This is a genomic window from Gammaproteobacteria bacterium (assembly GCA_015709615.1).
Classification (GTDB): Bacteria; Pseudomonadota; Gammaproteobacteria; order Burkholderiales; family Nitrosomonadaceae; genus Nitrosomonas.
In genome coordinates this window covers 1656950-1681849 of the sequence record CP054179.1, presented here as the reverse complement: position 1 = coordinate 1681849, position 24900 = coordinate 1656950, and the positions used below count along the sequence as shown (strand labels likewise).

At 48.9% G+C, this 24900-nt stretch carries 25 protein-coding genes and 1 tRNA gene; 18 read left to right on the top strand and 8 right to left on the bottom strand.

The annotated features are described in order from the left end of the window. Positions 1 to 701 precede the first annotated feature (701 nt). Genes HRU77_08160 through HRU77_08150 form a run of 3 tightly spaced genes read left to right on the top strand, consistent with a single transcriptional unit; the run spans position 702 to position 1824 of the window. Positions 702 to 929: a transcriptional regulator gene (locus HRU77_08160; GenBank protein QOJ20671.1), complete on the top strand. Its 228-nt coding sequence runs from the start codon at positions 702 to 704 to the stop codon at positions 927 to 929. Between the two features lie 2 nt (positions 930 to 931). Next, positions 932 to 1438: a hypothetical protein gene (locus HRU77_08155; protein QOJ20670.1), complete on the top strand. Its 507-nt coding sequence runs from the start codon at positions 932 to 934 to the stop codon at positions 1436 to 1438. Continuing rightward, the gene (locus HRU77_08150; GenBank protein QOJ20669.1) at positions 1438 to 1824 is read left to right on the top strand and encodes an AAA family ATPase; all 387 of its coding nucleotides are present in this window, start codon (positions 1438 to 1440) and stop codon (positions 1822 to 1824) included. The genes HRU77_08155 and HRU77_08150 overlap by 1 nt, the downstream gene beginning before the upstream one ends. Here the strand turns inward: HRU77_08150 and HRU77_08145 are convergent. Beyond that, positions 1796 to 2608 carry a transposase family protein gene (locus HRU77_08145; protein ID QOJ20668.1) on the bottom strand — a complete coding sequence of 271 codons (813 nt, stop codon included), beginning with the start codon at positions 2606 to 2608 and terminating at the stop codon, positions 1796 to 1798. The two genes, HRU77_08150 and HRU77_08145, sit on opposite strands and share 29 nt — an antisense overlap. A gap of 174 nt (positions 2609 to 2782) precedes the next feature. On the opposite strand from HRU77_08145, the gene HRU77_08140 reads away from it, so the two are divergent. From HRU77_08140 to HRU77_08090, 11 genes are all read left to right on the top strand, one after another. After that, positions 2783 to 4066, top strand: coding sequence for an HlyC/CorC family transporter (locus HRU77_08140; GenBank protein QOJ20667.1), 1284 nt, complete (start codon positions 2783 to 2785; stop codon positions 4064 to 4066). 256 nt (positions 4067 to 4322) lie between these two features. Further along, positions 4323 to 4399 (top strand) — tRNA-Arg (locus HRU77_08135). A gap of 80 nt (positions 4400 to 4479) precedes the next feature. After that, entirely contained in the window at positions 4480 to 5076 is a 597-nt protein-coding gene (locus HRU77_08130; GenBank protein QOJ20666.1) for a TetR family transcriptional regulator C-terminal domain-containing protein, read from the top strand. Positions 5077 to 5137: 61 nt separating this feature from the next. After that, positions 5138 to 5410 carry a DUF4242 domain-containing protein gene (locus HRU77_08125; protein ID QOJ20665.1) on the top strand — a complete coding sequence of 91 codons (273 nt, stop codon included), beginning with the start codon at positions 5138 to 5140 and terminating at the stop codon, positions 5408 to 5410. Positions 5411 to 5463: 53 nt separating this feature from the next. Continuing rightward, positions 5464 to 7179 carry a hypothetical protein gene (locus HRU77_08120; protein ID QOJ20664.1) on the top strand — a complete coding sequence of 572 codons (1716 nt, stop codon included), beginning with the start codon at positions 5464 to 5466 and terminating at the stop codon, positions 7177 to 7179. Between the two features lie 90 nt (positions 7180 to 7269). Beyond that, complete coding sequence (locus HRU77_08115) at positions 7270 to 7869, top strand: riboflavin synthase (protein ID QOJ22106.1); 600 nt, start codon at positions 7270 to 7272, stop codon at positions 7867 to 7869. A 21-nt stretch (positions 7870 to 7890) separates the two neighbouring features. Next, entirely contained in the window at positions 7891 to 8991 is a 1101-nt protein-coding gene (gene ribB / locus HRU77_08110; GenBank protein QOJ20663.1) for a 3,4-dihydroxy-2-butanone-4-phosphate synthase, read from the top strand. Between the two features lie 61 nt (positions 8992 to 9052). Next, complete coding sequence (locus HRU77_08105; protein QOJ20662.1) at positions 9053 to 9535, top strand: 6,7-dimethyl-8-ribityllumazine synthase; 483 nt, start codon at positions 9053 to 9055, stop codon at positions 9533 to 9535. Continuing rightward, positions 9532 to 10032, top strand: coding sequence for a transcription antitermination factor NusB (gene nusB, locus HRU77_08100; protein ID QOJ20661.1), 501 nt, complete (start codon positions 9532 to 9534; stop codon positions 10030 to 10032). Before HRU77_08105 ends, nusB begins: the two co-directional genes overlap by 4 nt. 12 nt (positions 10033 to 10044) lie before the next feature. Further along, a complete protein-coding gene (gene thiL, locus HRU77_08095) occupies positions 10045 to 11016 on the top strand; it encodes a thiamine-phosphate kinase (GenBank protein ID QOJ20660.1) in 972 nt (323 codons plus the stop codon). Next, complete coding sequence (locus tag HRU77_08090) at positions 10997 to 11548, top strand: phosphatidylglycerophosphatase A (protein ID QOJ20659.1); 552 nt, start codon at positions 10997 to 10999, stop codon at positions 11546 to 11548. The genes thiL and HRU77_08090 overlap by 20 nt, the downstream gene beginning before the upstream one ends. 136 nt (positions 11549 to 11684) lie before the next feature. Here HRU77_08090 and HRU77_08085 read toward each other — a convergent pair whose 3' ends face one another. From HRU77_08085 to HRU77_08075, 3 genes are read right to left on the bottom strand one after another with little or no spacing between them, the layout of a single operon-like run. After that, entirely contained in the window at positions 11685 to 11885 is a 201-nt protein-coding gene (locus tag HRU77_08085; GenBank protein ID QOJ20658.1) for a putative selenoprotein, read from the bottom strand. A gap of 13 nt (positions 11886 to 11898) precedes the next feature. Beyond that, on the bottom strand, positions 11899 to 13968 hold the full coding sequence (locus HRU77_08080; protein ID QOJ20657.1) for a carbon starvation protein A: 2070 nt from the start codon (positions 13966 to 13968) through the stop codon (positions 11899 to 11901). A 32-nt stretch (positions 13969 to 14000) separates the two neighbouring features. Further along, the gene (locus HRU77_08075) at positions 14001 to 14225 is read right to left on the bottom strand and encodes a hypothetical protein (protein QOJ20656.1); all 225 of its coding nucleotides are present in this window, start codon (positions 14223 to 14225) and stop codon (positions 14001 to 14003) included. Positions 14226 to 14288: 63 nt separating this feature from the next. Here HRU77_08075 and HRU77_08070 point away from each other — a divergent pair, with 63 nt between their 5' ends. Beyond that, positions 14289 to 14966, top strand: a complete 678-nt coding sequence (locus HRU77_08070; protein ID QOJ20655.1) for an IS1595 family transposase — start codon at positions 14289 to 14291, stop codon at positions 14964 to 14966. A gap of 4 nt (positions 14967 to 14970) precedes the next feature. On the opposite strand, the gene HRU77_08065 is transcribed toward HRU77_08070, so the two are convergent. Then, entirely contained in the window at positions 14971 to 16386 is a 1416-nt protein-coding gene (locus tag HRU77_08065) for a hypothetical protein (GenBank protein QOJ20654.1), read from the bottom strand. Here HRU77_08065 and HRU77_08060 point away from each other — a divergent pair. The 3 genes from HRU77_08060 to cphA (HRU77_08050) all read left to right on the top strand — a co-directional run bounded on the left by HRU77_08060 (position 16379) and on the right by cphA (HRU77_08050) (position 22295). Next, positions 16379 to 17191 (top strand): transposase family protein, encoded by an 813-nt coding sequence (locus HRU77_08060; GenBank protein QOJ20653.1) that lies wholly within the window; start codon positions 16379 to 16381, stop codon positions 17189 to 17191. The two genes, HRU77_08065 and HRU77_08060, sit on opposite strands and share 8 nt — an antisense overlap. A 203-nt stretch (positions 17192 to 17394) precedes the next feature. After that, positions 17395 to 19725, top strand: a complete 2331-nt coding sequence (cphA, locus tag HRU77_08055; GenBank protein ID QOJ20652.1) for a cyanophycin synthetase — start codon at positions 17395 to 17397, stop codon at positions 19723 to 19725. After that, the gene (cphA, locus tag HRU77_08050; protein ID QOJ20651.1) at positions 19722 to 22295 is read left to right on the top strand and encodes a cyanophycin synthetase; all 2574 of its coding nucleotides are present in this window, start codon (positions 19722 to 19724) and stop codon (positions 22293 to 22295) included. The genes cphA (HRU77_08055) and cphA (HRU77_08050) overlap by 4 nt, the downstream gene beginning before the upstream one ends. Positions 22296 to 22558: 263 nt before the next feature. On the opposite strand, the gene zapD is transcribed toward cphA (HRU77_08050), so the two are convergent. The 3 genes from zapD to HRU77_08035 all read right to left on the bottom strand — a co-directional run bounded on the left by zapD (position 22559) and on the right by HRU77_08035 (position 24896). After that, positions 22559 to 23314 carry a cell division protein ZapD gene (gene zapD / locus HRU77_08045; GenBank protein QOJ20650.1) on the bottom strand — a complete coding sequence of 252 codons (756 nt, stop codon included), beginning with the start codon at positions 23312 to 23314 and terminating at the stop codon, positions 22559 to 22561. A gap of 97 nt (positions 23315 to 23411) precedes the next feature. After that, complete coding sequence (locus HRU77_08040) at positions 23412 to 24032, bottom strand: dephospho-CoA kinase (protein QOJ20649.1); 621 nt, start codon at positions 24030 to 24032, stop codon at positions 23412 to 23414. 3 nt (positions 24033 to 24035) lie between these two features. Further along, positions 24036 to 24896 carry a prepilin peptidase gene (locus HRU77_08035; GenBank protein ID QOJ20648.1) on the bottom strand — a complete coding sequence of 287 codons (861 nt, stop codon included), beginning with the start codon at positions 24894 to 24896 and terminating at the stop codon, positions 24036 to 24038. Positions 24897 to 24900 lie beyond the last annotated feature (4 nt).

The following is a 24900-nucleotide window of genomic DNA, read 5'->3' as shown; positions in this document are numbered from 1 at the left end:
CCAACTACCACTGATAGCGCTCTAGGTGTCTAGGTGCATGCAATATTCTGTGATATTTGTGCTTCTTAATGGCGTTTATTCTGGCGCTTTCTGGTACTCACTCACCCTAAATTTTCACACTGCAAGCGGCGTCAAATATAGCTCTAAAAGCTTTTAGAAACTCATGAAATTATTTTTCCCATAGAAAATATAGCTTTTCCATTAGACTCTTATATCTACGAATACGCACCCGGCAATCATCAAAACTACCAAACCGAAGCACAACATCTATTAGTAATTATGAATGTTTGTTCTCTATATAGAGGCGCCATGTATTTTTATGAATTCCATTAACTATCGCAGCTTGGCCAACCAGTGCTATTATTTGTAAACCTCATTTCACCAAATGAGAAAACCCCGCCAAGGATTGCCGTCCAAAGCGGGGTTGGTTGCCGAATTTAGTCACGGCGGGACTATATTGCACTTATGTTCTTGCTTGGCTTAATGACGCGGCCGAGGTGGTTATTTACGTCATTAATGTCTGAATTTTGCTGTTTGAGAATGTAACTATAGTTACACCATTCGGCAAATACTAAACAATACGTGTACGTATTGCAATAGTGATTGCTAATATTTGCCAGCAATGGCAAAGAACGGCAAGCAATTAAGACGCAAATATCCGCCTGATTGGTGAATTTTTTAATTCGTCAAAAGGACTTGCGATGCAACAAAAACAAAAAGCATTACCCGCAGTACTTCCTTTAACTGGCAAATCACGCTGGCCCAAAATCGCCAAATTCTCACCCGTATCAAGGGAAACCTTCAGAAAATTATCCAAGGAAGGCAAAGCACCGCAACCCGAGCGCATGGGCATCCGCTGCACGTTTTACGATAACGCGGAGCTTCACCGCTGGCTTGCTGACCCCGTTAATTACCGAATAGGGGGTTAAACATGATTCCACAAAATAAAAAGCCGCACCCGGCGGGGGTAGCGGCTGGAATAAACTCATACTCTAATTATAGCACTCATGACGCATTGAACGAAGTCACGAATCGCTTAAAGGGCGTTATCAAACGTCATAACGGCGGTATGCTGGCATTTTGCCCTTCCCACGATGACCGGAAAGGCCGCAGTCTTGCAGTAAGTGAAGGCCGCGAAGGGCAAATACTTCTTCATTGCTTTGCAGGTTGTTCCATTTACCAAATCACAGCGTCAATCGGTTTAAATTCCGCTGATTTATTCCTAAAATCTGACCGGCAAACCTACGATCCGCAAACCCGATCTTACTTCAACGAATGGCAAATTTTGAGTGCTTTACAGCATGATGCGATTGTTGTGCTATTGGCTGCCCGTTCGATGCTCACCGGTAAAGTGTTGCCTGAATCAGATATTGAGTTTCTATCAAAGGCAGTTATCCGGATTAACGAAGCAATGAGCTATTCAAGGAGATTCAAGTAATGAATGACCTGGAGAGCCAAGCACTAGAGATGATGGCCGTTGATAACGATCCTGATGACACCATCCATCAAATTCCGAATCATTCCAGAGCTGTATGCATCAATATTGGTGATTTTTTAAGAAAGGAACTGCCAGCCCGTGAAATCATGCTATCGCCTTGGTTGACGATGCAAAGCCTTTTTATGATCTACGCATGGCGAGGTATCGGTAAAAGCTGGCTGGCTTTAACCTTGGCTTATGCGGTGGCTTGCGGCGGTGTATTTCTGGGATGGAAAGCACCTCAGAAGCGGCGCGTGCTTTACATTGACGGAGAACTGCCAGCACCTACCTTGCAAGAGCGTTTATCTGTAAGAAATCTCAGGGTTGTTTACAGAGAGGTTGATTGAAATAAGCGTTGAGTATTTCATAAGGGGTTGCGTTATACAAACTCTTATGGGGTTTGACGGTGTTGTAGAAGTTAATGAAACGGACAAGTTGAATACGTCGGTCAGCAGTGTCTTTAAAACAGAATTTGTTGTGCCACATGTCCATGAGCGTGCGGATCACGCGCTCAGCTTTCCCGTTGGTTTGAGGACGATTGACACGAGTAAACTTCTGACCGATACCGTGTTGCCTGCAAGCTTTGACAAAAGCATGATCGTCAGTTCCTTTAAATTCCGTGCCGTTATCGGAATAAGTGCAATCGATTTGATAAGGACATTGGGCAACAGTAGCGATGAGAAAGCAAGCGGCGCTGTATTGAGTTTTATCGGGGAAGATATCGGCATATAATTCCCTGGAGAAATCATCGATGGCCACAAACAGGTACTCGCGAGGTTCATTGGCAGACTGTCCTTTCAATAATGGAAGCCGCTTGGTATCGAGGTGAACGAGCTCGCCCGGATAAGATTTGTTATAGCGCTTCGCTTCACGCTTGAGACGTTCCTGGATGGTTTGCTCTACTTTAGCCAAACGTTTGAGGCCATACTGCAGTGTCTTGAAGCGCTGATTGGTACTGCTACGCGGAGTAAATTCCTGGAGTCTGGCTCGTTTCAGTACGTCATAAATCGTTGGCCGGCTGACGTGAAAGTATTCTGCCAGCTGAACTACCTTCCACAGCCGGGTTTGATACAGCCGCCAGATTTCCTGACGATCCAATAATGTTAAACGAGTGCGTTTGTGTATGTTCATCTACAGTATTCTCCTGAATACTGTAAACAACGCTAGAAATTCTTACACATAAAATAATCAACATCCTTCAATCCAGCGGCTCTTTTTGTTGACAAAAATTTGCTTAGACTCAGAATATATAATTGTTTATTTAATGCTTTTACCATTACTGACTACAGGTGATTCTTGGAAGACATGCCGCTGCACATCATGCTAATCGCGTTGGTGTTTTTACTTGTTTTATCAGGCTTTTTCTCCCTATCCGAAACCAGCATGATGGCGATCAACCGCTATCGTTTGCGGCACCTTGCCAAGCAAGGTCATCGGGGCGCCCGGTTGACCATAAAATTGCTCGACAAGACTGACCGGTTATTAGGCGTTATTCTCCTCGGCAACAATTTATTGAACACGGCATCAGCAACCTTAGTCGCCATTATTGTCGGCACTCTTTTCGCTCACGACGACTTTGCGTTATTGATGGGGACGATCGCCGTGACTTTCGCCATTCTCGTATTTAGCGAAATCACTCCGAAAGTCATCGCTGCCGCTTATCCTGAGCGGATTGCGCTGACGGCAAGCTACGTATTAACGCCTTTACTGATTATTTTCTACCCTGTCGTATGGTTCGTTAACTTGTTCGTCAGCGGACTGCTAATCCTGTTCCGGCTAAAACCCCAAAAGGGCGAACTCGAGCAAAAAATCAGCACGGAAGAGCTGAAAACATTGGTGCTGGAAGGCGGGCATTTTATACAACACAAGCATCAGAGCATGCTATTGAACTTGTTTGATCTTGAAACGGTCACCGTTGACGATGTCATCGTACCGCGCAGCCAAATCGAAGCGATTGACTTAAATGCGGACGATGGCGTCATTCATTCGCAATTGCTGACTTGCCATCACACCCGTTTACCGGTCTACCGTGAGCGTATGGATAATATTGTCGGTATCGTGCATGTACGGAAAGTATTGAATCAGATGCAAGGAGGAAAAATAACCGCCGCCACGCTGGAAAAAGTCATGCGTGAACCCTACTTCATTCCCTCCGGAACATCGTTGTTTTCCCAGTTGCAGTTATTTCAGGAAAATCAGAAAAGAGTTGGTTTGGTCGTGGACGAATACGGCGAATGGTTGGGATTGGTTACGCTGGACGACATCATTGAGGAGATTATCGGCGAATTTACTACGCACGCCCCCACGTTGGCCAGTGTTTTCCAGAAGCAGGAAGACGGCAGCATCCTTGTTGAAGGAAGCACTTTATTACGCGAGTTGAATCGTAAGCTGGGTATGCAATTCCCGTTGGACGGACCGAAAACCTTGAATGGCCTGATCCTGGAATATTTTGAGGATATTCCGGAAGCAGGGACGAGCCTTAATATTGCCGGCTATTCGATCGAAGTGATTCAAACCAAAAACAGGATTGTAAAAACTGTTAAAATCTTCCCCCTTGCCGTTGAATCAACGGTAAAGTACCCCGAGTAACCGGATGGATGAAATATTTTTTCCACATAGACTGCTGATCTAGGTTGGACGGGAATAATAAAAGCAGTTATCCTTGCGCCGGCAATAAAGATTGTTGGTTTATTCACCTCAGGAAGCTCTGAAAAAGATAACGAGTGATGGCCAGGTAAGGGGAAATCAGACGAAAAAGCGCAGTTTACAGATAGTAAATGAGCATTTTGAGACCGATTTCAACACAGCATGACCGAAGTGCAGTAGTTTTTAAGAGCTTCCCTAAGCGCCCATAGCTCAGCTGGATAGAGTACCGCCCTCCGAAGGCGGGGGTCGCACGTTCGAATCGTGTTGGGCGCGCCAATCCATCATGAAGCCTGTTGCTGAAATAATTAAATACATTTTTATTTGATTTTTGAGACAACCGGTCGTATTATCTTTTCATGTCAAAACCAAGCAAAAAAGAGCTCAACCGGGACAGCCTGCTGAATCAAGGCGTTGTCTTTTTTATGAACCAAGGCTACCACGGTACCGGCTTGCAGGAGATTCTCGATGCGGTCAATGTCCCCAAAGGTTCTTTTTATAACTATTTCAGCAGCAAAGAAGAATTTGGTGCGGCGGTCATTCAGCATTATATCGAGCCGTTCATTTCGCGATTGTCCACGCATCTTCAGCAATCCGGTTCCGATGCGCTGGGGGCCATCCGCCGCTATTTTGACGAACTGATCGTGGAACTCGAAGAAAACCAATTCAAAGGCGGATGCTTGCTGGGCAGCCTCATGGGAGAAATCGGCAGCACCAGCGATATATGTCAGCAGTCCCTGCAATCGGCAATCGCACGATATCGCGACTTATTGCAGTCCGGCCTGGCCCAGGCGCAGCAACAAGGATCTGTCAGATCGGACAAAAGCGCGGAAGAAATGGCTGATTTATTGATCAATACTTGGCAAGGCGCGCTGTTGCGAATGCAAATAGAAAAATCATCCGCGCCGGTCAAACAATGTTGTCACGATTTATTGAATGATTTTTTTGTCCGGTGATTATTTTTTTAGCATTCAAAAAACGACCGGTCGTTTCTTATGAAAACTAAAGGAGAAAAATATGCCTAAATACATGATTGAACGTGAAATTCCTTGCGCAGGCTCACTCACACCCCAAGACCTCCAAGCCATTTCGCAAAAATCCTGTACCATTCTCAACAACATGGGGCCACGTATTCAATGGCTGGAAAGTTACGTGACCGATGATAAAGTGTATTGCCTTTATCTTGCGCCGGACGAGACCGCTATTCGAACACACGCAGAACAGGGCGAATTCCCCGTGACTCGTGTTGCCCAAGTCCGATCCGTGATTGATCCCACCACAGCTGAATAGCCTCGAGAAATTTCCTGTTAACCTGACATCAACATTTTTTTACGGAGGCAGCTATGTACCGCCGAGATATTGTTTCCCCCTTTTTAATGGCAGCTCTGGCTATTGCAAGTCCTGTTGCATCATGGGCTACGGCTGAAAAAGAAAGCGGCCAATCACACACCCTGGCATCCGACGCGGCGCAACAATTCGATTCAAAGCAACAACCCGCTCCCCGGTTACAGAACCTCGGCAAGCACGCATTCCCTGTCAGTACGAGCAATCCATTGGCGCAGCAATACATCAATCAAGGACTCAATCTCGCCTATGGATTCAATCATGCCGAGGCGCGTCAAGCATTCCGCGCAGCGGCGCGGCTGGATCCCGGGCTTGCGATGGCATATTGGGGACAAGCGCTGGTGCTCGGCCCGAATATTAACGCCATGATGGAGCCGAACGAAGAACCACGCGCGCTGGAAATCATCCAGCAAGCCAAATCCCTGATGACGCGAGCTACCGGGAAGGAGCAGGCGCTCATCAGCGCCCTTGAAAAACGCTACTCCGGTAAAGCCGAGCACAGAACCGTCAATGACCAAGCCTACGCGGCGGCAATGCGCGAAGTGCACCGGCGCTTTCCGGATGATCCGGACATTGCGATGCTGTACGTCGAATCGATGATGGATCTGCGGCCGTGGGGTTATTGGATGCTTGACGGCGCTCCTTACGAAGGCACTGCCGAAATTGTCGCGCTGACCGAAGACGTACTGCGGCGTTACCCGGAACACCCCGGCGCCTTGCACATGCATATTCACTTAATAGAACCGACATCGACGCCGGAGCGTGCCGAGAAATCGGCCGATACGCTGCTTGAATTAATGCCGGAAGCAGGCCATATGATTCACATGGCATCGCATATTTATCAACGTGTCGGCCGCTATGCCGATTCGATCAAGAGCAATCAGATGGCCATCGCCGCGGACGAGTCTTACATCGCGCAAGATCATGCCCACGGCTTATATCCGATGGTTTACTACCCGCACAATATTCACTTTCTCTGGTTCGCGGCGACATCGGACGGACAAAGTAAGCTTGCGATCGAATCGGCAAAAGAAGCCGCCCAGAAAATCGATGATGACGTGCTGAAAGCCATCCCGCTGACGGCGGTTTTCCGCGTGACGCCGTATTGGACGTTGGCGAGATTCGGGCATTGGCAGGAAATTCTTGACCTCACTCCGCCGCCATCGACCAATGCTTTCCTGACCGGCAGCTGGCATTATGTGCGCGGCCTCGCGAGGGTGGCCACAAAACAGTTGCCACAAGCTGAACAGGAACTCGCGGCGCTGCGCAAAATCATGGAAGATCCACGGTTAGACCACCCCTTATTGTCGAAAAACACCTCGAGCACCGTGCTTCGCATCGCTCCGGAAGTGCTGGCGGGCGAAATCGCTGCCGCGCGAGGGCAATTCGATCAGGCTATTGCGTATCTTGAAAAGGCGGTCCGGCTGGAGGATGCGCTGATCTATACCGAACCGGCCGAGTTTCATCAGCCGCCACGGCTATCGCTCGGTGCTATCCTGCTGGAATCGGGCCGGCCGGAAGAAGCGGAAATAGTTTTTTGGGAAGACTTGCGGCGTAACCGCAACAATGGCTGGGCGCTTTTCGGCTTAATGCAGGCCATGCGCGCGCAAAACAAGAACGACCAAGCGGCTCCGATCGAAGCGCGTTTCAAGAAAGCCTGGGAACGCGCCGACGTGACGCTGACCGCACCCCGTTTCGGGCGCGAGACCAGGTAATCAGCGCCAAACTGCCATCCGGACAGATTCTTGGCATCGGGTAATGCTAAACTATGCGCCTTGTCGGATTACGCAACCTGGAAATTTGAATTGTTTACCGGAATCATAGAAGCCGTGGGTACCATCACCCGTATCCACCCCTGCAAGGAAAACGATCATGGCGGTTTGTCACTGACTATTTCGGCACAACAACTGGATCTGGACGATGTCACGCCGGGTGACAGCATTGCGGTGAACGGTGTTTGTCTGACGGTCACTACGTTGACACATGATTCGTTTGCAGCCGATGTTTCCGGGGAAACATTGAACTGCACCAGCGGACTGGATCGACCAGCCGCTCACGTCAATCTGGAAAAAGCCATGCGCTTATCCGACCGGCTCGGCGGACACTTGGTCAGCGGGCATGTGGATGCCGTTGGGACTGTGATCAAATTGGCTGCTGTTGGCGAAAGCTCTGAATTGATCATTCAAGTGCCGGAATCCGCCATGCGGTTTTTAGCGCCGAAAGGTTCGATTACCGTCAATGGCGTCAGCCTGACGATCAATCGGATTGAAGATCATACGTTTTCTGTCAATCTCATTCCGCATACTTTGGCGATGACGAATCTGAAAGAACTCGCCCCGGGCATGCGGGTAAACCTGGAAACTGATATGCTGGCTCGTTATGTGGCAAGATTATTGAATGTATAAGCCTCGCTGGAGCAAACAGACATGAGTATCAGCGCTATTCAAGACATTATTGCCGATCTTAAAACAGGCAAAATGGTAATCCTGGTCGATGAAGAAGATCGCGAAAACGAAGGCGATCTGGTGCTGGCTGCCGATTTCGTCACGCCGGAGTCGATCAACTTCATGGCGACGCATGGGCGCGGGCTGATTTGTTTGACGCTGACGGAAGAGCGCTGCCACCAGCTTGATTTGCCCTTGATGGTATCGGCCAACCGCGCCCCGCTCGGCACCAATTTCACCCTCTCCATCGAAGCCGCCAGCGGTGTCACGACCGGCATTTCCGCAGCGGATCGCGCGCGGACGGTACAAGTCGCCGTCAAAGCCGATGCAAAACCGCATGATATCGTACAGCCGGGGCATATTTTTCCGCTGATGGCGCAAAAAGGCGGCGTATTGGTGCGCGCCGGTCATACCGAAGCCGGTTGTGACTTGGCCAGGATGGCTGGTTTGACAGCCGCCTCGGTGATTTGCGAAATTTTGAAAGAAGATGGCAGCATGGCGCGCTTACCGGATCTAATGGCATTCGCGCAAAAGCATCAACTCAAAATCGGCGCTATCGCGGATTTGATTCAATACCGCAGCCAAATCGAAAGCCTGGTCACGCGTGTGGCGGAACGCACCATCCAGACCGTGCATGGCGAATTTCTGCTGACAGCGTATCGCGACGAAATTGCCAATACCGCACACCTGGCCTTGGTCAAGGGTGAAATCGATCCGGCCACGGAGACGCTGGTGCGCGTGCATGAGCCGTTGTCAGCCGTCGATCTGCTCGATATTCACGATCATACGCATTCATGGAGTATTCATAACGCCATGAGACTGATCGCCGAAGCCGGGCGCGGTGTTATTGTGCTGTTGCACCGCAAAGAAAGTCCGGTGAAACTGATTGAACGGGTACAATCGAAAGAAACGCATGCTTCCGCTCAACTCAAACCGGATTTACGCGACCATGGCATTGGCGCGCAAATACTGAAAGATCTTAACGTCGGCAAAATGCGCTTGATGGCGGCGCCCAGAAAAATGCCCAGCGTCACCGGGTTCGGTCTGGAAGTGACCGGTTACGTGGACGCACCTAAGCTATAATTCACATTCTGCCCGCTTGAGAAATAAGCGCAATTGATTAATAGAACAACAGGAATCAGACATGCCGTACTATGACGATATACTTGAATTTGAACCGAACCTGGATGGATCCGATCTGCGCATCGGTATTGTCATGAGCCGCTTTAACATCGATATTGGCGAAGGTTTGCTCGGCGCCTGCACGGCGGAGCTTAAAAAAAATGGTGTACTGGATTCCAATATCCTGATCGCAACCGTGCCCGGCGCACTGGAAATTCCGCTGACGTTGAAAAGAATGGCCATGTCCGATCAATTCGACGCCCTGATTGCATTAGGTGCCGTGATCCGCGGCGATACCTACCATTTTGAAGTAGTCGCCAACGAATCGGCGCGCGGCTTGGTCACGGTGCAATTGGAAGCGGAAATTCCCATCGCCAATGGCATATTAACCACCGATGACGAAGATCAGGCGATTGCCCGGATGAGCACCAAAGGCATAGAATCCGCGCAGGTTGCACTGGAAATGGCCAATTTGCATATCAAAATAGATGAAATCGATTTATGAGCAGCGCAGTGACAGAAATTGATCCGCCCAGCGGCAACCCAACGGAAAAATACAAAAGCCGCCGCCGCATAGCGCGTGAATTTGCCGTACAGGGCATTTACCAATGGCAAGTAGCCGGTGGTACGGCAAGCTTTATCGAGCAGCAATTACGCGAATCCGGCGAATTCAAACATGTCGACGACAAGCATTTCGTCCATGTACTGCACGGTGTGCTGCAGCATAAAGAAGAATTGGAAAAAAACATCCTGCCGCATTTGGATCGCGCCTTAAATGAGTTAAGCCCGGTCGAATCGGCGATCCTGCTATTGAGCACGTTCGAGCTGATCCATCACCCGGAAATCCCTTATCGCGCCATCATCAACGAAGCGATCGAACTGGCTAGAACTTACGGCGGCAGCGACGGTTACAAGTATGTCAACGGCGTACTGGATAAATTAGCTATCCAGCTCCGCCCCGTTGAAGCAACCATGCCAAGAACGGTAAAACATCGGCCGTAAAACCAAAGCCGCATGGCCTCGGAATTCGACATTATCCGCGACTATTTCAAGCGGCCAGTGACCGATGCATTGCTTGGAATCGGCGACGATGCGGCGCTCATAGCGGTCAAACCCGGAACCGAACTGGCCCTATCAACCGACACGCTGGTAAGCGGGCGGCATTTTTTTGCCGATGCGGATCCTTATAAACTCGGCTATAAATCCCTGGCGGTCAATCTGTCCGACATGGCGGCGATGGGTGCCAAGCCGCGTTGGGCTTTACTGGCATTGACGCTGCCGGAAGAATTGGCAAACCCGGATACAAGCTGGCTGGCGGAATTCAGCAAGGGTTTTTTCGCCCTCGCTGACCGGTATCGGGTCGAATTGATCGGCGGCGACACCACCGCCGGGCCGCTGAATATTGGCATACAAATCATCGGCGAAGTTGCGGCAGGCCAGGCTTTACGCCGCAGCGGCGCGCAAGTGGACGACGATATCTGGGTTTCCGGTAAGCTGGGCGATGCCGCGTTGGCGCTGAAACACGAATTACAACAGATTACACTGGCACCCGAAGAAATAGCGCAGTGCCTGCCGTCGTTACTGATGCCGGAAGCCAGGGTGGAATTGGGACAGTGTCTAATCAGCCTGGCGCATGGTGCCATCGATATTTCCGATGGATTGATAGCGGATTTGGGACATGTTCTTGCCGCTTCGGAAAAAGCCGCCAGCATCAACATTACAGACATACCTTGTTCCGCGGTGTTAAAAAAATATTCACGGCAAAAGATTGCCACCGGTTGCCTGCTGGCGGGTGGTGACGATTACGAGTTATGCTTTACGGCAGCGCAAGCCAATCGCCGTGAAATTGAGGCACTTTCCGCCGAATTGGCTGTCCCGCTGACCCGCATCGGTAAAGTTCATCCGGGTGCGGGATTGATTGTGAAAGACGCGCAAGGACACGCAATAACATTGGAAATAACAGGCTATGACCACTTCAACCCCTGAAACACACCATTCGACGGAAGACACTGGCGCCCCACAATTCCGGCCGGATATCTATTTTGTCTACAGCCATGCCGCTTCTCTCATCGCATTTTCCGGCGGAGCAGGACTCAGTCCGTTTGCTCCGGGCACGGTAGGCACATTGGTGGCGTTTCCGTTATTCTGGTGGCTCAATCATTATCTGAACCCGGTTTATTTTCTCTTGCTGATCGACATCATGTTCATCGTCGGCATCTGGGCCTGCGGCCTTTGCGGCAAGGCACTGGGCGATCCCGATCACGGTGGTATGGTCTGGGATGAAACCGTGGCATTCTTACTGGTGCTGTACTTCACACCGGACGAGTGGACATGGCAGCTCGCGGCCTTCATTCTGTTCCGCTTCTTCGACATCGCCAAACCGCAACCAATCCGCTACTACGATAACCATCTGACCGGTGGATTCGGCGTCATGTTCGACGATATGGTGGCAGCCTTCTTTACGCTGCTTTGTTTGGCCGGATGGAAGGCTTGGATTTTATCCGAAACCTTTTTTTAGAGATGCCTTAACAATTAGCGGCGTTGAAGTCAGACCCGAAAGCTGATAATCACTCGTAAACCGCGCTTTCTCGCCGGATTTCGCCATGCCTGACCGTCGCTCGCTACCTTTTTCAGAGTTTCTCCCCGGCGTCACTTCAACAGCACCGGTTCAACCGGCCTTTACCTCCGTAACGCGCTTCCTGGCGCTCGCGGAAGAATTCCTCGTAAGTCATGATGGCGCGATCGGGGTGCGCGGTTCTCATGTGCTCGACATACGTGCCGTACTCCGGCACGCCGACCATCAAGCGCAGGCTTTGGGTGAGATGACGAAAAGTCAGTGTCAGCGTGGTGTACATATTCCAATCTCCATTATTTGTTGTTGACGGTCGCGTAAGCGGGTAACAATTCGAACGGCGCTTCCTGCGCGGTCGGATGTTGCACGACGCGCGCTTGCAGCACAGTGCGGATACCGAACAGCAGCATGCTGATCAGCACCGTCATGAACAATCCCGCCAAAGTGGTATTGACGTAATCGTTGAAAATCACTTGCTGCATTTGCTCGAGCGATTTCGCCGGTGCCAGCACGATGCCTTGCGCTACCGCGTCCTGGTATTTCTGCGCATGAGCGAGAAAGCCGATGCGCGGGTTATCGTGAAAAATTTTCTGCCAGGCGGCGGTCAGTGTGCAGATGCACACCCATACCACTGGAATCGCGGTGATCCAGGCAAAGCGATCGAGCTTCATCTTGAACAGCACGCAGGTGCATAGAATCAACGCAATACCGGCGAGCATCTGGTTGGCGATGCCGAACAGCGGCCACAGCGTATTGATGCCACCCAACGGATCGATCACGCCTTGGTACAGGAAATATCCCCAGCCGGATACGCAGATACCGGTGGCGATCAGGCTGGCCACCAGCGAATCGGTACGTTTCATCGCCGGCACAAACGAACCGAGCAAATCCTGCAGCATGAACCGTCCGGCACGCGTGCCGGCGTCGACCGCGGTTAGAATGAACAAGGCTTCGAACAGAATCGCAAAGTGGTACCAGAACGCCATCATCGTCGTGCCGCCGGCCACTTCCGACAGAATCTGCGCCATACCGACGGCCAGCGTCGGCGCGCCGCCGGTACGCGAGATGATGCTATGCTCACCGACGTTCTGCGCGGTTTGCGTGATCATTTCCGGTGTGATGTAGAAACCCCATTGCGAAATCGTTTGCACCGCCGATTCCGCCGTAGTGCCGATGATCGCCGCCGGACTGTTCATCGCGAAATAAATGCCGGGTTCGAGTGCCGCCGCGGCCACCAGCGCCATGATCGCGACGAATGACTCCATCAGCATCGCACCGTAACCGATGAAACGCGCGTCGGTTTCGTTCTGGATCATTTTCGGCGTGGTGCCGGATGCAATCAGCGAGTGAAAGCCGGAAATCGCGCCGCACGCCACGGTGACGAACAAGAACGGAAACAGATCGCCCGACCACACCGGGCCGCTGCCGTCGATGAATTGCGTCAGCGCCGGCATTTTCAGCTCCGGTGAAATGATGATCACACCGATGGCCAGCCCGACGATGGTACCGATCTTCAGGAAGGTCGACAAATAATCGCGCGGCGCGAGCAGCAGCCATACCGGCAACACCGAGGCGATAAAACCGTAACCGATCAACGCCCAAGTTAACTGTTCGCCGGTCAAGGTGAACATTGCTCCCCAAACCGGATCCTCTTGCACGTATTGTCCGGCAATGATCGACAGCATCAGCAGCGCAAATCCGATCAACGATACTTCGGCAATCGCGCACGGCCGGAAATAGCGCGAATAAATACCCATGAACATCGCAATCGGAATCGTCGCCGCGACGGTAAATGTGCCCCACGGCGACTCGGCCAGCGCTTTGACCACGATCAGCGACAACACCGCCAGCAAAATCAGCATGATGAAGAACGCGCCGAATAGCGCGATCATGCCGGGAATGTGCCCTAGCTCGGACTTGATCAGATCGCCGAGTGAACGAGCATTGCGGCGCGTCGACACGAACAGCACGATAAAATCCTGCACCGCTCCGGCGAACACCACCCCGGCCAGCAACCACAACATGCCGGGCAAATATCCCATCTGCGCCGCCAGAATCGGCCCGACCAGTGGCCCAGCTCCGGCAATCGCCGCAAAATGATGACCGAACAACACGTACTTATTGGTCGGCACATGATCCAAGCCATCGTTGTGTTTATGCGCCGGGGTCATACGGGTTCCGTCGAGTTTCAACACCCGGCTGGCGATGAACAAACTGTAAAATCGGTATGCAATCAGGTACACGCACACTGCCGCAATCACGATCCAGATCGCGCCGATCGATTCACCGCGGTTGAGGGCGATGACGGCAAAGGCGGAAGCGCCGAGGAGGGAAAGCACCAGCCAGATAAGATGTTTTTTTATCATAATCTTGAATTCTTGTTTTGTTCCTGAGTTGATTACAAATCTAATCTATGATTATTATTCGATAAATTATAAGCAGACCAAACTTCAATATTTTTTTTGAATTCATTCCAATGGTCACAAGCATCGCTAAATCTTTCGTCATCGTCAGCAAACTTTTTCAGCAATTTCTCAGTTTCTTCTTGTGCCTTTGCCATAAATTTAGGAGTAAATTTTTCAATTTTAAATCCCTTATTTTTTATTTCTTCAATCGCATGCATATTTCTTATATTGTAAGGGTCTTAGGAAGTTAAGCACTTACTAAAGTGTGCTAACTTTCTGAGATGAATGCTAAAAACAGATACTATTTTCGTTCTCGAATCAGAGAAGCAAAATTCAGGCAACTTATTCGATGTTTTTCGATGGATTTTACTGCTACTGACACAGCCCAATTGACCGGCATTTCTATCCGATCCGTCAATACCATTTATCTTAAAATACGACAGCGAATTGCCCAGAATTGCGAACTTGAATCCCCTCTGCAAGGTTCTGTAGAAGTTGATGAGTCTTACTTTGGTGCCCAGCGAGTCAGGGGTAAAAGGGGGCGGGGCGCTTATGGCAAAACAATAGTCTTTGGTGTGCTTAAACGCCAAGGAAAAGTTTATACAGAGATTGTTCCAGATTGCTCTAAAGCGACATTGCAAGCCATTATCCGTGGGCATGTAGCGCCCGATACCGTAATCCATTCCGATGGATGGCGTGGTTATGACGGATTGGTCGATATCGGCTTTGATAAGCACTTCAGGGTTCACCATGGTGACAATGAGTTTGCCAGTGGCGAGCGGCATATTAATGGTATCGAGTCTTTCTGGAGTTTTGCTAAAAGACGTTTGGCCAAGTTCAATGGTGTGCCCGAACATACTTTCTACCTGCACTTGAAAGAAACCGAATTTCGTTTTAATCATCGCCGTGATAATCTCTATCATGAAATTCTTAAATTGTTACGTTTAAACCCGCTTTAACTTCCTAAGACCCATTGTAATTAGCCAATGTTTCGTTATAAATCTGAGCACACGCTGCGCGTAATATTCCTTGAAATGATCGATCTAGTTTTTCCCAATCATCCCTATTAATTTGTAGCTCGAATGTTGTGCCAGGCTCCCACCAGCCTGGATAGTGATAAATCAGCTCATTCGCACGCTTGATTTTTTCAAGGACAAGTTTATCTTCATATGGACCAATAAATTCAAATGCATTGATTTTATGACTGTTTATTAATTCAGGAATACTTTTGCTTTGATGGGGCATTGGCTCAGCTGAGCTACTTAGTGTTGATCCAAATACGGTAAAATCATTATTTAATTTGGCTAGAATCTCCCCACCTAAACCCGGGATCCGCATTTTAATTCCGGCTAAATCTTCGGGTGCAATTATTCTTTTCGGAAAGAATCCTCCCATCTGATGTCCAGTTGCAATAAGAGGGATTGGTTTTATATTGAATCCATATATGCCATATATGTATTCCATAATAGTTTGATTCTGATTGGTGCTTGTTTTCCTTTTGCTTTGACCTTCATATTTGTACTCATGCCAAGCTGTCTGTTCTTCTGAATTCAATCCAAAAGGTATAGCAGTTCCAAAATAAAGACCTCTATTCTTAGCTGAGTAATAAATTCCTGCGATACCACAATTGATCTCGTGTTTTGAGTCACTGATGTTACTCAATAATAAATCAGAACTTAGAGAATCAGCAGGTTTAAGTGGAACTGATTCAATAATGAATTCGCCATTCGTCATTTTATTCACAAGATTTGATAAGTTTTTCATTGCATTGCTAAGAATATCACCAGAGTTAGGTTCAAAAACAGAGTGATATTTCCATCTAATTTGATGTTTTTTGCCTGGAGTAAAAGCATTTAATCCACCAACTACTGCAGCACCACTGAGTTTCAGAAATTCTCTTTTTTGAGATGATTCAACATTGAATCTATCTAGTGAATTAAATTCCTTTGCGTATTCCTTAAGTGACTCCAAATCATTTTTTCCAAGAATGTCTTTCTCTGAGAATCTGGTTATTTCTTTAATTAACTTTTCGCCTTCATCTCGTTTGCTATTATGCATGGCTCTGATTCGTGAGTGAAAGCGTTCAGAAATAAAAAGATTCCGCAGATCTTTCCATAATTCTTTAGTATCCTTGGAAAGACTGTTCCATAGCTCTTCTTGCTCAATATTTTTAACTAGCTCTAGCTCCTTGTGAGCTTTATCTAAATCCTCACTTATAACTCCAAAAGATTTGTTTGCTATTTTCCCCCGACGGTTTTTATTAGGAGATATTTCAAAAATACTAATCCCTAAAACAGAAAATCCCCCTACGCTTGTGACTAATATGTAAGAATTTCTAGCGTTGTTTACAGTATTCAGGAGAATACTGTAGATGAACATACACAAACGCACTCGTTTAACATTATTGGATCGTCAGGAAATCTGGCGGCTGTATCAAACCCGGCTGTGGAAGGTAGTTCAGCTGGCAGAATACTTTCACGTCAGCCGGCCAACGATTTATGACGTACTGAAACGAGCCAGACTCCAGGAATTTACTCCGCGTAGCAGTACCAATCAGCGCTTCAAGACACTGCAGTATGGCCTCAAACGTTTGGCTAAAGTAGAGCAAACCATCCAGGAACGTCTCAAGCGTGAAGCGAAGCGCTATAACAAATCTTATCCGGGCGAGCTCGTTCACCTCGATACCAAGCGGCTTCCATTATTGAAAGGACAGTCTGCCAATGAACCTCGCGAGTACCTGTTTGTGGCCATCGATGATTTCTCCAGGGAATTATATGCCGATATCTTCCCCGATAAAACTCAATACAGCGCCGCTTGCTTTCTCATCGCTACTGTTGCCCAATGTCCTTATCAAATCGATTGCACTTATTCCGATAACGGCACGGAATTTAAAGGAACTGACGATCATGCTTTTGTCAAAGCTTGCAGGCAACACGGTATCGGTCAGAAGTTTACTCGTGTCAATCGTCCTCAAACCAACGGGAAAGCTGAGCGCGTGATCCGCACGCTCATGGACATGTGGCACAACAAATTCTGTTTTAAAGACACTGCTGACCGACGTATTCAACTTGTCCGTTTCATTAACTTCTACAACACCGTCAAACCCCATAAGAGTTTGTATAACGCAACCCCTTATGAAATACTCAACGCTTATTTCAATCAACCTCTCTGTAAACAACCCTGAGATTTCTTACATTTTATGCTCGATATTAGATTTCGAAAAATCTGAACACTGCAATATATTTATGATATTAAATGGATAATGTGAAATTCGCGGAGATTTTTTCAGGAATGACCGAATGATGTGACTGAAAATTGTTTTGTTTTTTGTAAACCTATTTAATTGGAGTAGCGTTAATAGCATCTCTTCGTTCTGATTCAAATGCTATGTCTGACTCCTTAAATTTAGGCTGCAATAGTTCTAAAGATATTAAATTTCTTGAAATCAAGCACCTGAATGGTCCCAATATGTGGACTTATTACCCTGCTTTGGAAGCAACCGTCGATATCGGTGAGCTGGAAGACTTTCCATCCGATAAGATTCCGGGTTTTTATGAACGGTTATCGGAATGGCTGCCGTCCCTGATAGAGCACCGTTGTAGCTATGAAGAACGCGGTGGTTTTTTACGCCGTGTCAAGGACGGTACTTGGCCGTGCCATATTCTTGAGCATGTCACGCTGGAGCTTCAAAATCTGGCGGGCATGCGCGGCGGTTTTGGCCGGGCGCGCGAAACATCGGTGCGCGGTGTTTATAAAGTTGCATTAAGCGCATGGCATGCGGAAATTACCAAAGCGGCTTTGTATTCGGCGCGCGAGCTGGTCTTGGCTGCAATGAATTTTCAGCAAGTGCGTAAGCCGTATTACGATGTTGATGGCGCTATTGAGCGTATCCGTGATCTCGTCGATTCGCTGTGGCTTGGACCTTCTACAGCTTGCATTGTGGACGCGGCTGTTGCTCGTAATATTCCGGCCATTCGTTTGATTGCAAAAGGAAATCTTGTGCAACTGGGGTATGGCGCACGCTGCCGCCACATATGGACCGCAGAAACCGATCGCACCCCGGCTGTAGCCGAGAGTATTTCCCGCGATAAGGATTTAACGAAATCATTGCTGCAATCTTGCGGTGTTCCGGTTCCGGAAGGGCGTGTGGTCGAGAGCGCTGAAGCCGCTTGGGAAGCGGCGAATGAAATCGGCGTGCCGGTTGTTGTAAAACCGTGCGATGGCAATCATGGACGCGGCGTTTTCATTGAGTTGAGTCAGCGCGAAGAAATCGAATCGGCCTTTCACGTAGCGTTAAAAGAGGGCAGTGAGGTATTGGTTGAGCGTTATGTTCCGGGTACTGAACATCGCTTGTTGATTGTGGGCGATCGTCTTGTTGCCGCCACGCGCGGCGATTCGGTATCCGTTGTGGGCGATGGCGTTTCAACTATCGCTGATCTGATCGAATCGCAAATCAATTCTGACCCGCGGCGCGGATTGACAGAAGATCATCCGCTGAATTTGATCCGTTTGGATAGCGCAGCGCAAATCGAAATCGCTCGCCAAGGTTATCAACGTGATTCAATCGTACCGGCCGGCATCAAAGTTTTGATTCAGCGCAATGGAAATCATGCTTTCGATGTGACGGACCAAGTTCATCCGAGTACCGCGTCTATTGCGTCGCTTGCGGCGCGTGTTGTCGGGTTGGACATTGCCGGGATTGATCTGGTCACCAGTGATATTTCACGTCCGCTGAATGAGCAAGATGGCGCTATTGTTGAAGTGAATGCGGGTCCAAGTTTGTTGATGCATATCAAGCCGGCAGTCGGCACGCCACGCCCTGTTGGAAAAGCAATCGTAGATCACTTGTTTCCGAATCAGGAGAATGGTCGCATTCCTATCGTCGGCATTTCCGGAAGCTATGGCAAAACCCCGGTGGCTTACCTGGTTGCCAGATTGCTGGTTCTTTCTGGAAAACAGACTGGTTTGGCCTGTAGCAACGGGCTTTATCTGGATTACCGGCAAATCGATAAGAACAATAGCGCTAATTGGGCGGCGGCCAATCGCACATTGTTGAATCCGACCGTTGAAGCCGCTGTCTTCGAAAACGGTTTCGATACGCTGATGAATGAAGGACTAGCTTATGACAGCTGCCAGGTTGGGGTAATTACAAATGTTGATCCTGCTTGTCATTTTGGGCGGCATGGCATTGAAACCCGCAAGCAAGTGTATACCGTGTTGCGAACGCAAGTCGATATTGTGACACCGACGGCCGCAGCGATTGACGATGTGGAAAAAGATGTGAAGCTGCCGATCGGTGCTGCGGTGCTCAATGCAAAAGATGACATGCTGGTAGAAATGGCCGAATTGTGCCACGGCGAAGTCATCTTCTTCAGCAGTGAAGCGAATTTACCCGTAATCACCCAACATCGGGCCAATGGAACCGGTCCTACCCAAGGAAAGCGCGCTGTCATCATCCGGAATGACAAAATTGTGCTTGCTTCCGGTACGAATGAATTGTTACTGCTCAATTTACGCGAAATCTCCGCGGAAAGCGGGGTGAAAAGCACTCAAGCGATAGAAAATATTTTGGCGGCAGTGGCCGCTGCGTGGGCGTTAGGTATTGAGCCTGAAGTTATACGTGTTGGAATTGAAACATTTGGTTTTAGTCAAGACAAATACAAACCTGAAAATCAGAATCTTTCTACCGGATTACAAACTCAAGGGATTAAGTTATGAAAGTGTTACGTATGCGCGCTTTGCGCGGGCCTAATTTATGGAGTCAGCACACCTCTATTGAAGCTACCGTCTTTTGTAGCGGACCTGAAAACGACATCGATACCATTTCCGGTTTTGAAGCACGGCTACGTGAGCGTTTTCCTGAAATTTCCTTGCTTCAAACCGCTGGTCATCATGAAGCGGTTACGCTAGCCCATGTGCTTGAATTCGCCACATTAGGTCTGCAAGTGCAAGCCGGTTGCCCGGTGACATTCAGCCGTACGGTACGAACTCCAGAAGCGGATACCTATCGGGTCGTCGTCGGCTACAGCGAAGAGAAAGTAGGTCGACTGGCTTTCGAGCTGGCGCAGGTTTTGTGTATCTCGGCTATCGAGGATACTGCTTTTGATTTAACAGACGCTTTGCGCCGCTTGCGTGAGCTTAATGAAGATATCCGCTTGGGGCCGAGTACAGGGTCTATCGTTCAGGCGGCGATAGTGCGTGGTATTCCGTTTCGTCGCTTGACGGAAGGTAGTCTGGTGCAATTCGGCTGGGGCAGTAAACAGCGGCGTATTCGAGCATCTGAGAGCGATCGGACCAGCGCTGTTGCCGAATCGATCGTGCAAGACAAAGAATTAACGAAAACCTTGCTGCATGCAGCGGGTATACCGGTGCCTCAAGGCCGGGAAGTAACGAACGCCGATGATGCATGGGCGGCAGCCTGCGAAATTGGCGTTCCGGTCGTGATAAAACCGCAAGACAGTAATCAAGGTAAAGGGGTGACTGTCAATCTGATTACTGCCGAACAGGTAAAAGCGGCTTTTATGATCGCAGCTGAGATCAGCGATAACGTTTTAGTGGAACGTTATATTCCCGGGCATGATTATCGCTTGCTGGTCGTTGGCAATAAGCTGGTTGCCGCGGCACGGCGCGACCCTCCGCAAGTTATTGGTGACGGTGTGCATAGTATTTTTGAACTGGTGGAGCAAATCAATCGTGACCCGATGCGTGGCGAGGGGCATGTTTCTTCGTTGACAAAGATTCATCTGGATGAAATTTCTTTAGCGTACTTAGCGGCGCAAGGATTGACAGCCGAGTCGGTTCCCGTGAAAGGTATGCGCGTTGTATTGCGTAAAAATGCCAATTTATCAACGGGAGGCACAGCAACAGACGTGACCGATGATGTGCATCCCGAGCTGGCGGCGCGTGCGATTGCGGCTGCAAAAGTTGTGGGGCTGGATATCTGCGGTATCGATGTGGTCTGCGATAATGTTATGAACTCCCTGGAAGATCAGGGGGGGGGCATTATTGAAGTTAATGCGGCGCCCGGTTTGCGTATGCATTTGCAACCTTCGTATGGTAAAGGGCGCGCTGTGGGGGAAGCCATTATCGATTACATGTTTCCCCAAGGAGAAGATGCGCGTATTCCCGTGATAGCGGTTACCGGCACCAATGGTAAAACAACGACAACTCGTGTGATTGCCAACATTTTGCAAAAAGATCACAAACGTGTTGGTGTTGCTTGCACCGATGGCGTTTATGTCGACGGGCAGTGCATTGATACCGGCGATTGCAGTGGCCCGAAGAGCGCAAGGAACATCCTTTTCCATCCGGATGTCGATGCGGCCGTTTTAGAGACGGCGCGTGGCGGTCTGTTGCGTGAAGGTTTGGGGTTTGATCGCTGCCATGTTGCTGTCGTTACTAATATTGGCATGGGCGATCATCTCGGTATGGCCTATATCAATACGGCGGAAGAGTTAGCTGTGGTCAAGCGGGTTATTGTGCAAAATGTGACACCGGGCACCGGTTTTGCAGTGCTTAATGCGGCTGATCCGCTCGTGGCCAGCATGGCTGATCATTGCCCCGGTTCGGTCATATTCTTTGCCCATGACAAGCATCATCCGGTGCTGGCGATGCACCGCGCACAGCATAAACGTGTCATTTTTGTGGAATACGGTTGTATCGTCGCTGCTGGTGAAAGCGGCGAATACCGCATACCATTGAACGAAATCCCCTTGACCAAGAACGGCAGTATCAACTTTCAAATAGAAAATGTGATGGCTGCCATTGGCGCCGGCTGGGCGCTTGGTTTGGAATGGAAGGCGATTCATGCGGGTGTGTCAGGTTTTGTCAGCGATACACAAACGGCACCAGGCCGCTTCAATCTTTTCAATTATCGCAACGCTACCCTGATTGCCGATTACGGGCATAATCCAGATGCCATTCAGGCACTGGTTAGCGCTATTGATAATATTCCATCGAAAAAACGCTCCGTGGTTATTAGTGCGGCAGGCGACCGGCGTGATGAGGATATTCGTCAGCAGACCAGAATCCTGGGTGATGCGTTTGACGAAGTGGTGCTGTATCAGGATCAATGCCAGCGTGGCCGCGCCGATGGAGAAGTATTGACTTTATTGCGGGAAGGTTTGGGTAATGCCAAGCGCACGCAAAAAATTAGTGAAATAGTCGGCGAATCTATTGCGATTGATGCAGCGTTATCCAATTTGCAGGACGGTGAATTATGTCTTATTTTGGTTGATCAGGTTGAGCAATCGCTGGGGCAGATTAATAGCCGTATCGCATTAGGATAATCTCGCATATACTGACTATGACTGTTAATTTGCGCAGTCTGCCAAGCGAAGTCTTTCAATTTCAATAGTAAATGCGGGGCTGGTATGGCGGTGCAGCTTTTCAACGGTAGCTGCACCGATAAGTGCAAGTGTATTGCGATTTTTTGACGAACAGTCAGAATTCCGTGTACCCGGATTCGACAAGGTTATCGATCGTAACCATGAGAATTTTGTCATTTTCCTATTGAAAGAACGCTGCAAAAAAATGACATCTTCTCGTCATGCTATAAATTGCAAAAAGTGAGTTCAAATTTGACGTCACCTTCATAAACTTTATTTTTCTGATTGGTGTGCATCGGGATAAAACGGATATTGAGCGCGTATTTGTTGGCGCTGATCTCCGGAATACAAGGCAATTGATCACTCAAGTTAAGTCTTAACATATGGGCGGTATACTCCGATCCCGTTTGCTGGAAGATGCCTTGATTCGCGACGACCTGCTGGGTTCTGCCGCTTTTTCTCAATAAGTACAGCACAATTCCAAAAGCATTGCGGATGGGTTGAAATGGTGTCAGCCATTCGTCGAAGTCTCTGTGGCGATGCTCAGGATCCAAATTCAACCAGTAGTGATAGGATGGCAAATCAAATACACAGCAGCCACCCGGTATCGCAATGCGTTGTTTGATGGCCATTAGCCATTCGTTTTCACGCAAATGCTCCCCCACTTTTCCAGGAAAATCGAGCATCTCCCGGAAGGTGATCTTTATGTCATTGAGCACGCTATCCAGCACTGTTTCCGATACATCCGGATTCTTCCGCAACATTTCCAGTATTTGCTTTTGCCGCTCCAGCTCTTGCAATAAATCCGATTTAATATCCGCGCGACCGGTTATTTCAAGAACCTCAAAAAGTGCAATGAGGGAAGCATGATGTTCGGTAGCGGTATCTTTTGTAGAAAAGAAATCAATCTTATTAAACAGATCTTCAAGCCGGAGAAGGGTACGGATACGCTCATTTAGCGGGTGTTCATAACAAATCACAGTAGCTATGCATCCACAAGAGAAATTAGTGATATTGGAATCTTGCCGCCTAGATTATTTCATAAAAAAATTAATTTTCCCAAACAATTTCTTCCCGCTAGTTTGCGGCCTTGTCTCCGTCTTTAGAAAGCATCAGATACTGGTGATGTAGCTGAATGACCTGTACTTTCAGAAAATCGATGTCTCGGTCATTCAAAATCACATCATCGGCTTTCAGTAAGCGGTCTTTGCGCGAAATCTGCTGCGCCATGATCGCTTTCACTTGTTGTTCCGATAATTGACTGCGTGCCATGGTGCGTGAAATTTGTGTCCGCTCTTCACAATCAATGACCAAAATGCGCTGAACAATAGGATTGTAATCATTTGTTTCAAGTAATAATGGCACCACAAGGATGGCATAGGGAGAGCGGCTGTGTTCAATTTGCGCTATGGTTTCTTGCAGTATAAGCGGATGGAGAATCTTTTCCAGTTGATGCCGCGCACGGCTGTCCGAGAAGACCAGATTGCGCATTTTTTCTCTATCCAGAGCGCCGTCTGCCGTCAGGAATGCATTCCCGAATGAATTTTTGATTAAACTGATCGCTTGACCACCCGGCTGGGTTAATTGCCGGGCAATGACATCGGTATCGACTACGTCGATGCCTAATTCCGAGAACAGTTGGCTGGCGCTTGATTTTCCACAGCCGATTCCGCCGGTTAAGCCAACAATAAAAGTCATTGATTACAATAAGCCAAGATAGGTATGAATCAATTGCTCTCCCCAAAAGAGAGCGATAAGCGCGCCGCCGACCAGGTAAGGGCCAAATGGAATGGGAATATTTCTGTGCAGTTTGGCTGCGAGAATCAAACCGATACCGACAAGTGCGCCTACTAATGATGAGAGCAGGATAACGACGGGGAGCATGCTCCAGCCCAGCCATGCACCGATCGCGGCTAACAACTTAAAATCGCCGTATCCCATGCCTTCCTTACCGGTTATGAGTTTAAAACACCAGTAAATTGACCACAAGGAAAGGTAACCTACAATCGCACCGATGACCGCCGATTGAATATCGGTGAAACCCTGATTGATATTGATCAGCAGGCCGATCCAGAGCAATGGCAGCGTGATGTCATCCGGCAACAGTTGCGTATTCAGATCAATGACCGCCAAGGCGATGAGCGCCCAAACAAAAATCAATGCCGCAAGCGCCACAAAGCCGTAGCCGTAATGCCAGGCAACAAAACCGCTCATCAGAGCTGTTAAAGCTTCTATGATCGGATAGCGGGGGGAGATGCGCGCACGGCAATCGGAGCAACGTCCTCGAAGCATGAGATAGCTGATAACCGGAATATTTTCCCATGCGGTAATTTTGTGTCCGCAGTGGGGGCATGTTGAGCGCGGCGTAAAAAGATTGAATGGCGGCGACGCCTTGGCCGCTTCACCTTGAAGCTCCGCGCACTGCTGCAACCAGCTCCTTTTCATCATTTCGGGTAAGCGGTAAATCACAACATTCAGAAAGCTGCCGACCATCAAACCGAGTATAGTCACGCAGGATGCAAAGAAGACCGGTGAATCTTGCAATAAGGATAGGAATGACATGGTT